Annotated in this window: 13 protein-coding genes; 6 read left to right on the forward strand and 7 right to left on the reverse strand. The window is 54.8% G+C overall.

Translation table 11 applies throughout. From position 1 onward, the window contains the following. The first annotated feature begins 59 nt into the window (after positions 1-59). The gene (locus tag BJL95_RS19705) at positions 60-968 is read left to right on the forward strand and encodes an NAD(P)-dependent methylenetetrahydromethanopterin dehydrogenase (protein WP_064029338.1); all 909 of its coding nucleotides are present in this window, start codon (positions 60-62) and stop codon (positions 966-968) included. A gap of 45 nt (positions 969-1,013) precedes the next feature. Next, positions 1,014-1,919 carry an NAD(P)-dependent methylenetetrahydromethanopterin dehydrogenase gene (locus BJL95_RS19710; RefSeq protein WP_064029336.1) on the forward strand — a complete coding sequence of 302 codons (906 nt, stop codon included), beginning with the start codon at positions 1,014-1,016 and terminating at the stop codon, positions 1,917-1,919. A gap of 25 nt (positions 1,920-1,944) precedes the next feature. On the opposite strand, the gene BJL95_RS19715 is transcribed toward BJL95_RS19710, so the two are convergent. Continuing rightward, complete coding sequence (locus BJL95_RS19715; protein WP_064029334.1) at positions 1,945-2,583, reverse strand: response regulator; 639 nt, start codon at positions 2,581-2,583, stop codon at positions 1,945-1,947. A 170-nt stretch (positions 2,584-2,753) separates the two neighbouring features. On the opposite strand from BJL95_RS19715, the gene BJL95_RS19720 reads away from it, so the two are divergent. Then, entirely contained in the window at positions 2,754-4,505 is a 1,752-nt protein-coding gene (locus BJL95_RS19720) for a proline--tRNA ligase (RefSeq protein ID WP_071160401.1), read from the forward strand. An 80-nt stretch (positions 4,506-4,585) separates the two neighbouring features. Here the strand turns inward: BJL95_RS19720 and BJL95_RS24240 are convergent, their stop codons facing one another. After that, positions 4,586-4,756 (reverse strand): rubredoxin, encoded by a 171-nt coding sequence (locus BJL95_RS24240; RefSeq protein WP_082885552.1) that lies wholly within the window; start codon positions 4,754-4,756, stop codon positions 4,586-4,588. A gap of 263 nt (positions 4,757-5,019) precedes the next feature. Here BJL95_RS24240 and pepA point away from each other — a divergent pair, with 263 nt between their 5' ends. Continuing rightward, entirely contained in the window at positions 5,020-5,838 is an 819-nt protein-coding gene (gene pepA, locus BJL95_RS19725; protein WP_071160403.1) for a flocculation-associated PEP-CTERM protein PepA, read from the forward strand. A gap of 33 nt (positions 5,839-5,871) precedes the next feature. Here pepA and holA read toward each other — a convergent pair whose 3' ends face one another. The 3 genes from holA to leuS are packed head-to-tail and all read right to left on the reverse strand — an operon-like array spanning position 5,872 to position 9,990. Beyond that, a complete protein-coding gene (gene holA, locus BJL95_RS19730; RefSeq protein WP_071160405.1) occupies positions 5,872-6,897 on the reverse strand; it encodes a DNA polymerase III subunit delta in 1,026 nt (341 codons plus the stop codon). A gap of 2 nt (positions 6,898-6,899) precedes the next feature. Next, the gene (gene lptE / locus BJL95_RS19735; RefSeq protein ID WP_254786853.1) at positions 6,900-7,409 is read right to left on the reverse strand and encodes an LPS assembly lipoprotein LptE; all 510 of its coding nucleotides are present in this window, start codon (positions 7,407-7,409) and stop codon (positions 6,900-6,902) included. Then, the gene (gene leuS, locus BJL95_RS19740) at positions 7,402-9,990 is read right to left on the reverse strand and encodes a leucine--tRNA ligase (RefSeq protein WP_071160406.1); all 2,589 of its coding nucleotides are present in this window, start codon (positions 9,988-9,990) and stop codon (positions 7,402-7,404) included. The genes lptE and leuS overlap by 8 nt, the downstream gene beginning before the upstream one ends. A gap of 91 nt (positions 9,991-10,081) precedes the next feature. On the opposite strand from leuS, the gene BJL95_RS19745 reads away from it, so the two are divergent. Then, on the forward strand, positions 10,082-10,570 hold the full coding sequence (locus BJL95_RS19745) for a zinc ribbon-containing protein (RefSeq protein WP_071160407.1): 489 nt from the start codon (positions 10,082-10,084) through the stop codon (positions 10,568-10,570). 58 nt (positions 10,571-10,628) lie between these two features. Further along, positions 10,629-11,402 (forward strand): ParA family protein, encoded by a 774-nt coding sequence (locus BJL95_RS19750; RefSeq protein WP_071160408.1) that lies wholly within the window; start codon positions 10,629-10,631, stop codon positions 11,400-11,402. 74 nt (positions 11,403-11,476) lie between these two features. On the opposite strand, the gene BJL95_RS19755 is transcribed toward BJL95_RS19750, so the two are convergent. After that, a complete protein-coding gene (locus tag BJL95_RS19755) occupies positions 11,477-12,202 on the reverse strand; it encodes a PEP-CTERM sorting domain-containing protein (protein ID WP_139306348.1) in 726 nt (241 codons plus the stop codon). A gap of 133 nt (positions 12,203-12,335) precedes the next feature. Further along, positions 12,336-13,775 carry an alkaline phosphatase PhoX gene (locus tag BJL95_RS19760; RefSeq protein WP_071160409.1) on the reverse strand — a complete coding sequence of 480 codons (1,440 nt, stop codon included), beginning with the start codon at positions 13,773-13,775 and terminating at the stop codon, positions 12,336-12,338. Between the last annotated feature and the right edge of the window lie 202 nt (positions 13,776-13,977).

The raw sequence follows: 13,977 nt of genomic DNA on the forward strand, positions 1-13,977 counted from the left end.
GTTATCCCAAACTCTTTTTCATATACTAACCGGCTAACATTCATATACCAGAGGCCATCATGGAAAAACCTTTTATTCTGCACATGCTGACCACAGCCAAAAATTTGAGCCCGTTCGACGTCAATATGGCGATGGACGCCGGCTGGATTTCAGCAGTGCCTTATATCAATGTCGAACCGAGCGAAGTCAGAGGATTGGTTCAAGACGCGATATTTTCCCGCAGCCCGAAAGGCTTGTTGCGCACCGCGATTTTCATTGGCGGACGCGAAACCAAACAAGCAATGGATATGCTGAAAAGTGCGAAAAACTCCATGGTGCCGCCGTTTGAAGTCTCGGTATTCGCCGATCCTAGCGGCGCATTTACCACTGCCGCCGGCATGGTCGCCGCCGTCGAAAAAGAATTGGCAGACAAGTTCGATACCACGCTGGAAGGCAAAAATGTGCTGGCTCTGGGCGGCACGGGACCGGTCGGCCAAGCCGCCGCCGTAATTGCCGCGCAAGCCGGTGCCAACGTTCGGATCATTGGCCGGCAATTGGACCGGGCCGAACGCACCGCCGAACTATGCAGCGAAGAATTCGGCGACGGCAAGATCACAATCTCGGCGGGCGCCGACGCCGATAAAGCCGAATACATGCAGACCGCCGATGTAGTGTTTGCCACAGGCGCGGCCGGCATAGAATTGCTCAGCGCGGAATTGATTGCTAAAGCCCCGCAATTGAAAGTTGCCGCCGATGTGAACGCGGTACCCCCGGCCGGTATCGCCGGCGTCGACGCTTTCGACAACGGGAAACCGCTGGCCGGTTCTATCAGCGGCGCAGTCGGTATCGGCGCGCTGGCGATCGGCAACATCAAATACCAAGCGCAAAGCCGTTTATTGAAACGTATGTTGGAAAGCGATCAACCGTTGTTCCTGCACTTTGAACACGCGTTCGATGTCGCGCGCGAGTTCATTAAATCGACAAACTAACAGCGCTGGTCATCATGTCCGCCTATCACCAAGGGTAAGGTAACAATGCCGAAACGCAGCATACTCCACATGTTCGACCCGATGCCAAACAACAGCCCGTTTGACATCAACATGGCACTCGACGCGGGTTTTGATGTGCTAATGCCCTACTCCAACGTCAAACTGGAAAACATCCACAACCTGACGCAGGATGTGATCTTTTCCAGAGGACCGTCCGGCGTCAAGAAAACCGCGATTTTCATCGGTGGCCGAGACATGGGCATGGCGATCGACATGCTTCAAGCGTGCAAACCGGCGATGGTGCCGCCGTTTCAGGTATCGGTGTTTGCCGACCCTAGCGGCGCATGCACCACGGCGGCGGCCCTGGTGGCTTGTGTCGAAAAAGCCTTGAAAACCCAACACGGCAAGGAATTGAAAGATTGCAAAGCCCTGGTTTTCGGCGGCACCGGTCCGGTCGGCATTGCCACCGGCGTGTTGGCCTCAACCCACGGCGCCGAAACCGTACTGGTGGATCACTTGTCTGTGGACAGCGCTAAAGATGCCACCAAGCAGTACAATCGACGCTTCGGCGCGAAAATGACGGCTGCGGTGGCACGTAACGACGAAGAAAAGTCGGCGTTAATCGAAAGTGCCGATATCATCTTTTGTACAGCCAAGGCCGGAATCCGGGTAGTCAGCGCCAATGTGCTGGCCAACGCCAAGCAGTTGAAAGTCGCCGGAGACGTGAACGCGGTTCCACCATCCGGTATCGAAGGCGTTGCTCCCAACGATACTTCCGTACCACTTTCAGCTGCGGCGCAATCCGCTGGAGCGATTGGCGTCGGTGCGCTCGCGATCGGCAACATCAAATATCAGTTGCAAAGAGAGCTATTGAAGTTGCTCTTGGAATCTGAACAACCGGTCTTTCTCGACTTCAGAGATGCGTTCGATAAAGCGCGCGGCTTGGTCTGACCCCGGATTCCACTAATATTGGCAATCAAACGCCGTCCAAATAGTCATATTTGACGGCGAGCCTGGTCAGCTCCACATCGTTCTTGATTCCCAATTTACCGTACAAACGATAGCGGTAGGTATTGATCGTCTTGTCGTTGATTTTCAATAACGCCGACATTTCCTGAATACTTTTACCGCTCAGTATCAGGCGAGCCACCTCGGCTTCCCGAGAAGACAGTTGCAAAAAAGGCGATGGGTTGGCGCCTGGTAACAACTGAAACGCCAAATTACTGGCGACATCTTGACACAAGTAACGCTTACCGGACGCCACCGCCTTAATCGCCGCCACCATCTCCGCTGTCGACGAGCCTTTGGAGACAAAACCGACCACTCCCAATTTCAGCAATTGTTGAGGAATCGGGCCATCGTTATGCACCGATACTCCAATGATTCTGATTTGCGGATTCGCGGCCAGAATACGTCGACACGCTTCAACGCCGCCCATTCCCGGCATATTGATATCCATCAGAATCACGTCGGGCGGATCCGTCTCAACTACTTTCAGCGCCTGCTCGCCGCAATTGCAGACCGCTACAACCGCAATGTCCGTTTCCGCCGACAACAACGCCTGAATACCGCTCCTAACCAACTCATGATCATCAACCAGCAAGACTTTAATCATTTTTCCCTTTCGTTCCCGGTGAGATTTTTTATTTTTTCAAGTTTCCCAAATTTCGGCGGTCGCGGCAATGCCAAGCCCCCTTACAGTGATCGCGAAATCGGCGAACCTTGTCGTCGTTCGCCAATTTAAACGTTAAAATAGACGATTTGTTAATTACTTCGAAGGCCGCCATGCGTACTAGCCAATTTCCCCTCAGCACCGTTAAAGAAACACCGGCCGACGCCGAAATTGCCAGCCACAAACTGATGATCCGGGCAGGATTGATTCGTAAACTGGCGGCGGGCATTTACACATGGCTACCGTTGGGCCTGCGCATTTTACGCAAGGTTGAACAAATTACCCGCGAGGAAATGAATAAATCCGGCGCGCTGGAGGTACTGATGCCGGCGTTGCAACCTGCGGAACTTTGGCAGGAAACCGGTCGCTGGGAAAAATATGGCCCGGAATTGGCGCGGATGAAAGACCGCCACGACCGGGATTTCTGCCTGGGCCCGACGCACGAGGAGATTATCACCGATCTGGCCCGCCACGAGTTGAAAAGCTACAAACAACTGCCGGTGACCTACTATCAAATCCAAACCAAATTTCGCGACGAAATCCGTCCGCGTTTCGGCGTGATGCGCTCCCGGGAATTCGTCATGAAGGACGCCTATTCCTTCCACCTGGATCAAACGTCCTTGCAGCAGACCTACGACGTGATGTATCAAACCTATACCAATATCTTCAACCGATTCGGCCTGAAATTCCGGGCCGTCATGGCCGATTCCGGCGCGATCGGCGGGGCGGTTTCTCACGAATTCCACGTGCTAGCCGATTCCGGCGAGGATGCGATTGCCTTTTCGACCGAAAGCGAATACGCGGCGAATGTCGAAAAGGCCGAAACGATAAGACCCGCGCTGAACAGACCCGCACCCGAAAAAACATTCGAAAAAACGGCCACCCCCGGCAAGAAAACCATTGCCGAGGTCAGCGAGTTTCTGAGCGTGTCGCCGGAAAAGGTACTTAAAACCTTGCTCGTTACCCATAAGGGTAACGATCCGTTAGGCCAGCCGAAAGACTTCCAATATTTAATCTTGTTGCGCGGCGACCACGAACTGAACGAGATCAAATTGAACAAAATCATCGGCGCCTTCGACTTCGCCACCGATACCGTAATCGAAACCCATCTAGGCTGCCGGCCTGGGTATATCGGCCCGATTACCGAAGGCGACAAACCGTTTCCTGGGCCGATAACCGCCATCATTGCAGATTTCGCCGTCGAAAACCTTAGCGACTTCGTCTGCGGCGCAAACGAAGCCGGATTCCATTACACCGGCGTCAACTGGGAGCGCGACCGACCATTGAGCGGCATCGAATTCCGCGACATTCGCCAAGTGGTGGACGGCGATCCCAGCCCTGACGGGCACGGCACCTTGACTATCGCTCGCGGCATCGAAGTTGGCCATATCTTTCAATTGGGCGGTAAATACAGCGAAGCGATGCAAGCGGCCGTGGTCAACGAAGCCGGCAAGAACCAAACGATGATCATGGGCTGCTACGGCATCGGAGTCTCTCGGGTAGTCGCCGCCGCCATCGAGCAAGGCCACGACGAGCGCGGTATTATCTGGCCGAAGGAATTGGCGCCGTTTCAGGTCGCGATCTGTCCGATGAATATGTATAAATCCGACCGATTGCGCGATACCGTCGAACAAATCTACCAAGACTTGCTTGCAGCCGGCATCGAAGTCTTGTTGGACGACAGAAAAGTACGAGCCGGTTTCATGTTCTCGGACATGGAATTGATCGGTATTCCGCACCGTGTCGTCATCGGCGACCGCGGCCTGGATAGCGGCAGCGTCGAGTACCAAGGCCGAGGGGAAGCCGCGAGCCAGGATGTGGCGATGCGGGACCTCGTCGACTTTATCAAAGCCAAGCTGGCCTGACTCCTACAAAAAAGGGCGCCGTCGCGCCCTTTTTCGGTGCCGACCGCCGCAAATACCACGGCGGTCCAATTGCTGAACCGCTATTTCATCAGCGTAAACATTACTTTGATCGCGCCGCATTTCGGACAACCCCAATCGTCCGGCACATCTTCCCAAAGGGTTCCCGGTGCAATGCCGCTTTTCGGATCACCCAGTTTTTCGTCGTAAATGTGGCCGCAAGTTTTACACTTGTACCTTCTAAACTCTGCCATAAGTAAGTCCTCGTCTGTTTACGGTTATTCAAGCTCGGACATTCTAGCCCAAGCGACCGGCCGAAAAAACCTCGAAAACAACCCGGTTAAAACGCCACAAAACTCACCCAGCTTCCTAGCTAACTTCACACAAATTTTCGTGATGGTTTTTCTATCTCGAACTGTAAAACATATTTCCTTGGTCTTAGAACTGTAATTTGCATTGATTCACAAAAAGCGTTATAAAAATCCGGGGGGACATTAATTTTAAACAGAGGTACTAGATGAAAACGTTCAAACACACCATCCTCGTCACCGGACTCCTGATGACATCCCCGCTCGCCTTTGCTAACTCATGGGTAGGGACAGCCGATTACTCCCGGGCTGTCGGTAGCGACGGATTCGAAGATACTGTAGCTCAGTTCGACACCTATGATTTTGGCTTGGGAGTAGCCTTGGTTAAGTTTTCTCCTACATCCGCAACAACCGGTACCATGCAAGGCTGGTATCAATCAGCGGTTGTTTCGCACTCATTCGATTTTGGAACAGTCGCGGCGCCTAATCTTAATTCCACTGGTTCGGGATCGGGTTACGAATTGACCGCCATTGCGACGTTTTCAGGGAGCTACGTCAATAATGGCAGTACCCAAACGTTTACTATAGACACTGGTAACGTCGGCCTTTATTTCGACACAAATCCAGATTTTAATTTCACCACGGACTCTGGGTTCAGCAACGGGTCGGCTATCCTTTACGGTAGTATTGCGAGTGGCGAAGGAAGCGTCAAAATTACCGGCAACAATTCTGGCTCAGGATACCAGGACATGAGTCTTTCCTTCACAGGCGGACTTAACGGTTACGACCACAATGTGTATTCTCCAGACACCATAGCCGGGGGCGATGCAATCTTTACTATCAAAACCAAAGGCGTGTCTATCTTGACATCGATCAACAGTGTACAAGGCGAAAGCAAAGTTGGTGGGGCGTTATTTGCCTCAGACGGCAACCTACAGCTTACCGCCGTTCCAGTTCCAGCCGCAGTCTGGATGTTCGGTACCGGCTTGCTGGCTCTAATGGCCGGCGGCAAACGCAAACTCGCTTAATCCGCAAAACCAAAACCGCCGCCAGTTTCCAAATTAGGCGGCGGTTCCGGTTCTTAAAGGCTTTACCCAGAGCCGGCAAATTTCGAATAACCCTTCCCACTCGTCGCCAGTGACTTGGCCTTTGACGCGGGCGTCGGTTGCCGCGCAAGCCAACAGAATGGCTCGCAATTCGGCCGGTTTGATTCGAACCATGGCCTCTTGAACGGCTTGCTTACGTTTGTCCCAAACCTGGTATTTTTTGAAGGTCGCCTCGGACAATCCACCGACCTTGGCTTCGCTGTGAAGATGCCAAAGCAATCTCGCTTCGCGGCTAATCGCCCACAACACCACGGGGGCCGCGACGCCCTCCGCGCGCAATGCCTGCAATATTCTGACCGCGCGATTCAGCTTGCCCGCCGATAGCGCCTCGACCAACTTAAAGACATCGAAGCGCGAGCTGTCGGCGACATCGCCCTCGATTGCCGCTTTTTCTATCGTGACAGCCCCATGCAGTATGAAGAGTTTTTCGATTTCCTGAGCCGCCGCCAACAGGTTGCCCTCTACCCTGGACGCCAATAGTCTAACGGCCTCGCTGCTCAGATGCATCCCTCTGCGTTCGGCTCGACGTTGCAACCATTGCAACAACTCTTGACCTTGCAGCGGCCAAACCTGCACCACCACACCGATCTTTTCGATCGCCTGAAACCATTGCGATTTCTGCGCGGCCGCTTCCTGTTTCCCGGCGGTAATCAATAAAATCGTATCGTCAGGAATCTTCTTGCAATACTCGACCAGTACTTTACCGCCCTCGATCCCAGGCTTGGCCGAGGGCAATCGCAAATCAATCAGCTTCTTGTCGGAGAATATCGACAGGGATTCCGCTTCGGCCATCAAAAGTGGCCACTCGTTGCCGGTTTCCACCGATACCACTTCGCGAGTTGTATAGCCCGCCCGCCGAGCGGCGGCGCGGACCTCGTCGGCCGCCTCGCCCACCTGCAACGGCTCGTCGCCGCCGACCCAATAAACCGGCGCCAGATTTTTTTGCAATGCGCCGGCGAGTTGATCGACCTTCAAACGCATCGCTATTTTTTCTGATTGTCGACGGCTATCCTGGCCCTAGCCAACAACATGCGGGCGACTTGCTTGTACATCTCGGAACGGATCAATTGTTCCTCGTTGGTCTTCGCCAAGATCGCGGTTTGGTCGTTGAAAAACTCGCGACTCATCTCGATGGTCTGCTCTTCCATCAACGGTTTTTCCTGGTTATCGTACATCTGGAAGCGCAAATAATATTCCAGCTCCGATTCGTTGGATTTACCGGTCGAGCCGATAGACAGGGTCCGGCGGCGCATGTCCTCCTTCAAGACCTTAACCACGACACCCGCATCGTTCGGCGAGCCCACGATCTTGCCTTTGGACGCGCGCACGATGGACTGCATCTGGCTTTGCAGCTGCGGCGAAGCGCCGAAGACATAAACGTTCTTCATCGCTTCCGGCATATCGACCGAGCCGCGCAAATGATAACCGCAGCCGGTCATACCCGCCGCGATTAGAAGAATGCCGGCCAACAGCCGAAAGCTAAACTTAAACAACGATATTCACCAATTTTCCGGGCACAACGATCAGCTTTTTGATCGGCTTACCCTCCAGAAAGCGCTGCACGTTGGAATCCGCCAAAGCCAGCGCCTCCACTTGCTCTTTTGCCGCAGCAGCCGCGACCGACAATTTGCCGCGCAGCTTGCCGTTGACCTGCACCACCATCTCGATGCAATCTTGCACCAATGCCGATTCATCGACGTCCGGCCAAGCTGCAAGAACGATGTCGCTATCGCGACCCAATTCGTTCCAAAGCTGTTGCGCCGCGTGAGGAATGATCGGCGCCAGCATCAACACGATCGCTTCCAATACTTCCTGACGCACCGCCCGACCGTTAACGCTATCGTCCTCGAATTTGTTCAGTGCATTGACCAGTTCCATGTTGGCGGCGATCGCGGTGTTGAAAGTATGGCGCCGCGCCATGTCGTCGGTCACTTTCTGCAAGGCTTGGTGCAGTTGGCGACGCATGGCTTTCTGATCGTCCGTCAACGCGGCTTTATCGGTCGCCGCTTGCGACAAACCGGCTTCAACATGCACGAACACCTGGCGCCACAAGCGTTTCAAGAAACGAAACGCGCCCTCGACGCCGGCGTCGTTCCACTCCAAGGATTGATCCGGCGGCGACGTGAACATCGTATACAAACGCACCGTGTCGGCGCCGTATTGGTCGATCAACACCTGCGGATCGACGCCATTGTTCTTGGACTTAGACATCTTCTCGATCGCGCCGACCGTGACCGGCGAACCGTCTTCCAGCAATTTGGCGCCGACGATTTTGCCTTTGGCGTCGCGCTCGACTTCGATTTGGGTCAGGTTGAAATATTTTTTATGGCCGTGTTCGTCGTGTTGATAAAAAGTCTCGGCGACCACCATGCCTTGGGTCAGCAAGTTTTTGAACGGCTCGTCGCAGACGATCAAACCTTCGTCGCGCAGCAATTTGGTGTAGAAGCGCGCATACAGCAAATGCAAGATTGCGTGCTCGATGCCGCCGATATAGTGATCGACCGGCAGCCAGTAGTTGGCGCGTTGGTCCAGCATCGCGGTGCCGCAGTCTTGACTGGCGTAACGGGCGAAATACCAGGACGATTCCATGAAGGTGTCGAAGGTATCGGTCTCGCGCCGGGCCGGTTTTCCGCATGTCGGGCAGTCGGCACGCGGGAAGGTCGGATGCGCGGCCAGCGGCGATTGCGAGCCGTCCAGCACCACGTCGCGCGGCAAGGTCACCGGCAATTGCTCGTCGGGCACAGGCACGGTACCGCAGTCGTCGCAATAAATCACCGGAATCGGCGCGCCCCAGTAACGTTGGCGGGATACGCCCCAGTCGCGCAGGCGAAAGTTGGTTTTGCGCTCGCCTTTGTCGAGGCCTGCCAGTTTGGCGGCGATGGCGTCGAAAGCTTGTTTGAAATCCAGGCCGTCGAATTCGCCGGAGTTTTTCAAGACGCCTTTGTCGGTAAAAGCCTTGTCGGCCACGCTGTCGTCGCTACCGTCGGCGGATGCTATGACTTCCTTGATCGCAATACCGTATTTCTTGGCAAACTCGTAATCGCGCTGGTCGTGCGCCGGCACCGACATTACCGCACCGGTTCCGTAGCTCATCAACACGAAGTTGGCGATCCACACCGGCACCGATTCGCCGGTCAGCGGATGAATGGCTTGGAAGCCTGAATCGACGCCGCGTTTTTCCATGGTTTCCATCGCGGCTTCCGAGGTTTCCATCTGCTTGCAGGATTCCAGAAACTCTTTTACCTTGTCATTGCTTTCGGCGGCTTTCAGCGCGACCGGATGTTCGGCCGCGACGGCGACGTAAGTCACGCCCATCACGGTATCGGGACGGGTGGTGTAAATTCGAATCGGCGACTCGAAACCTTCCACGGCAAAATCCATCTCCACGCCTTCGGAACGGCCTATCCAGTTGGCCTGCATCGCCCGCACCTGTTCGGGCCAGCCCGGCAATTTTTGCAAGTCGTCGAGCAGCTCCTGGGCGTAAGCGGTGATTTTCAAGAACCACTGCGAAATTTCTTTTTTCTCGACCGGCGTGTCGCAGCGCCAGCAGCAACCGTCGATGACTTGCTCGTTGGCCAGTACGGTTTGATCGTGCGGGCACCAGTTAACTGGCGCGGTTTTCTTATAAACCAGATCTTTTTCCAGCAAACGGATGAAGAACCACTGCTCCCAACGGTAATAGTCCGGATCGCAAGTCGCCAGCTCGCGGCTCCAGTCGTAACCGAAGCCCAGACGCTTGAGCTGGTCGCGCATGTAGTCGATGTTGGAATAGGTCCAATCGGCCGGATGCACCTTGTTTTGCATCGCGGCGTTTTCCGCCGGCAGGCCGAAGGCGTCCCAACCCATCGGTTGCAACACATGCTTGCCTTGCATGCGCTGAAAACGGCTGATGACGTCGCCTATCGTATAGTTACGCACATGGCCCATGTGCAGTTTGCCGCTAGGATAGGGAAACATCGACAGACAGTAATACTTTTCCTTGCCGGTGTTCTCAACGGCCGTGAAAACCCCGGATTTTTCCCACGCGGCTTGGACTTTTTGTTCGATGGCCGTGGGGTTGTAATGCTCTTCCATCCTGCTCGTCTTATGCTATAAAAAGGCGCTAGAATACCTTAGAGGCGGGTAAATCCAAAGCCTCAAATCACTATAACAACCGGGAGCAACCATGGGCGAAAGCAAACTGACCAAAGCGTACGACGATCTGATGGGCCATCTCTACGAAGCAATGGACGATACCCTGCATACGGTCGCCGACGCGTTGGAAATCGCCAAGGAAAAAACCAGCGAGCTGGGCGGTCATACCCAAGAGGAAATCAATAAAATCGCCGATTACGTGATGCGCGACGTCGAACACGTCGCCGCCTCGCCGCAACAGGAAAACCAAAACGATTCGTGGTCGGAATGGCTGAAGTTCGACCTCGAACTGATCGAAAACTTCGCGCTCGACGCGTTTATGAGTATCGCCGACAAAACCCGCGTCAAACTGGCGGCGCTGGAAATGGAAGCCAAGCAGTACCACCCCTATCAAAGCGGCGACGTCACCGGCCCCGGCACCTTCATCTGCGATGCCTGCGGCAAGCAAATCGCCTTCAAATCGACCAGCGTGCTGCCCGATTGTCCCGAATGCAAGGGCACCCGGTTCTCACGCTGTTGATATTACAAGCGTTAACCTTATAATGCGGGCTTTTATTTGCTAACTGTCGAGGGTAATCATGCGCAGGGTGATTTTCAATCAGAAGGGCGGCGTGGGCAAATCCACGATCACCTGCAATCTCGCGGCCATCAGCGCCGTGGAAGGCAAAAAAACCCTGGTCATCGACCTCGACATTCAGGGCAACTCCACACAGTACCTGCTGGGTGCCAAAGTCGGCGACCCGGATAAGACCATCGCGCATTTCTTTAAGGACAACCTGGGACTCGGCCTGTTCGGCGGCGGCAAGGAAGGCCTGGAAAGCGCGATACACGAAACCCCGTTTCCGAACCTGTATGTCGTCCCCTCTCACCCGGATCTGGAAGCGCTGCAAGGCCGCTTGGAATCGCGTTACAAAATCTTCAAATTGAAGGAAGCGCTGGAAAAGTTGGAAGGCTTCGAACATATTTATATCGATACGCCGCCGGTGTTGAATTTTTACAGCCAATCCGCGCTGATCGCGGCCGAAAAATGCCTGATTCCGTTCGATTGCGACACCTTCGCCCGCGAAGCGCTATACACCTTGATGCGAGCCATCGCCGAGGTCAAGGCCGATCACAACGACAAACTGGAAATAGAAGGCATCGTCGTCAATCAATACCAAAAACAAGCCAACCTGCCCCGCCAGCTCGTCGAGGAATTGATCGCCGAAGGGCTGCCGGTGTTGGAAACCAAGATATCGACCTCGGTCAAAGTCCGCGAATCGCACTCGGACGCCCAACCATTAATCCATTACGCGCCCAGCCATAAATTAACCGAAGAGTATCGGGCGCTGCATAGTGAAATTCATAAATAAGCCGGCGCTCAACAAAAAAAGCCTCGTTTGACCGAGGCTTTTTTGCTTGCTAACAGCGGGTTTACGACAGGCGATCAAGCCTTGCGACGCGCGCCGCCGAGCAGACCAATCAGAGCCGAACCGAACAGCCAAACCGCGCCCGGCACCGGTACCGCCGCAATTTCACTGCCCGATACGGTAACCATATCAAAGCGCCAGGTACCGGCGGCCCCGTAGGTTTTGGTCGCATCGGATGCCAGATAGCCAGTGCCGCCCGGCGCGAATGCCGCGACGATACGCACACCAAAAAGAGGATTATCGGCAACGCCAGCGATTGCGCTGAAATCGACGCTACGGCCGTTAAACCATGTGTCGCCGACATTACCGTCGAATTGGGCAATGTCGTTCCAGACAGCCCCGTCCAGCGTGTATTGCACTTGTTCGTAACGAGAGCTGGTGTTGCTATGCCGCAGATCGTAGCTGACCGTAATATTCTCGAAGCCCAGCGTGCTTACCAAGTATTGCATGCCGCGGGTTTTGTTGCCGACCGATTGCGCTGCGTAGCCGGTGGTTTGCCAGCCGCTATCGTCACCGCTCGACGGGTCCGACGAGCCGCCGCTGGCATCGCCACTGCTAAAACTGCCGGTGACGCCCAACAATGTCGCGCCGCCAATACCGACTGCGGGCGTGGTAACACCGGTCCCGGTGGCAGCGTCGGCCGGATCGGAATTGAAATTCCACTGGGTTATCACCGCGGCTTCGGCGCTGGGGCCAACCGATAATGCGCCGAGCACGGCCATCATTTTGAATCCAAATTTCATATCGTTTCTCTGCTTGAAATGCCGGCCAATTCCCGGCTATCCACCTGAAGGCACGGATCACCGGGTAGCGACCGGAGTGTTAACGGGCGGTGGAGATTAAGACTGAGTGGGCGTCCCTGCCCGCTCACGAGAATCAGCCCCGGCGGCGCAAGCCGATCAGGCCTGCGATGGCCGAACCGAACAACCAAACCGCGCCAGGAACCGGCACCGCGTTGATTTGCATCGTACGGTCCACGCCGCTGGCTGGATGTTGAATGTTGACGTACGCAACATTCGGGTTGAACTTATCGAAATACAAACCGGTAAACTCGGAACCCGTAGTACCGTTCGACGCCCAACGCGCCAAGCCTTCGCCGGCATCCAGCAAATCGCCGTCCTTGTTGATGTCCTTGGCAAACCAGATATCGTCATCCACCGCGCCATCGCGATCTTCGATGATATAGATATTTCCCTCGGCGTCGATCGCCAGATTGTCGGCATTCCGCAAGCCACCGCCGACTGCTAAACCGGTCGCCAAATCGATAGTGTTGGAATCGGCAAACAAGCTCAACGACTGTGTCGCCACGTTGAAATTGTAAATGCGGCTACGGCCGTCGGTGGTATTCGCGTTGGTATCGGAATCGGTGGTCGTGAAGTAGATCAACTGATTTCCGCCCAAGTTTTGAAATTCCAAGTCCTCTGGACGATTGAAGCCGGTCGCCAATACATCGTTATCGTCGGCGGAAGCACGGCCGTCGATGGTGCCGTCGCTGGCCAATACCGACACGCCGGCCAGAACGCCGCCGTTGACATCGGTGATCGCTTCCCAAGAGAATGCTCCGGTAATCGCCGGACCGTTATTGCCTTCGAATTGTCCGCCGACGCCGACCTTCATGACGAAAGTTTGACCAGCCGCGAAGAAATCGTCGCCATTATCGGCAAGCGGATTGGCTGAAACATATTTGTAGATCGATCCGCCATTCAACTCGTCGACGAAATACAGGTTGTTACCACTATCGAACGCCAAACCTTCGTGAGACACTCGCGGCAGAATGCTACGTTGCACGAAGTTGCCGCCGTTTGCTGTCGCGGTGGTCGGATTAGTTACTTCGAATAAGCGGCCTTTGCTGCTGCCGTTTCCCCAAGACTCCTCGGCGGTCAAATAGCCACCCCATGGAGCCCAACGAGAAGCGTCGCCGGAGACAAAGTCCTGCGTCCCGGACGCCACGATGGTGGTGGTGCGCGTGTTGTAGTTCGCATCGTGCAAATCGATACGTTGCACCCCGCCCGCGCCGGTTTCGAACGGCATGAACAAATATCGGCCGGCGTTCGGGCCGGTTTCGTTGGCGGTAATCATGTCCCAGTTGCCGCTATTGCTCTGGCCTTGCGCCAGTTGAGTCGAACGGTCGGCAATCGAAACCTGGGTAAAGTTAGGGCTGGATAGTGTTATCGGTGACGCCTCGTTAGCGGCTGGGCCAGCGGAAGCGGTCAACGGTGTGAAATTGTCGAACGCCGTTTCGGCGGCGTTAGCCGCAAGCGGCGATATCAGAGACGCCACGGCAGCGGCGATCAGGGTCAATCTAAACTCTTTCATAATCAAATTCCTTTAGTGCGGGTCGTTGGTTTTTTTCAAAAAGCAAGAGGCGGCCTGTCGCCCTTGCGAAAAAGATGTTAACCAGCACACAAGAAATTCAAGTTTCAGTTCGGTTAAGATTTGATGAAACGTATTACACCACCCTTGCCAAAACGCTAATCCGGTCTAACGAACCAAATACTCCCATTGCACCTCGAAAGTA

It is taken from the genome of Methylomonas sp. LWB, assembly GCF_001856095.1.
GTDB lineage: Bacteria > Pseudomonadota > Gammaproteobacteria > Methylococcales > Methylomonadaceae > Methylomonas > Methylomonas koyamae_A.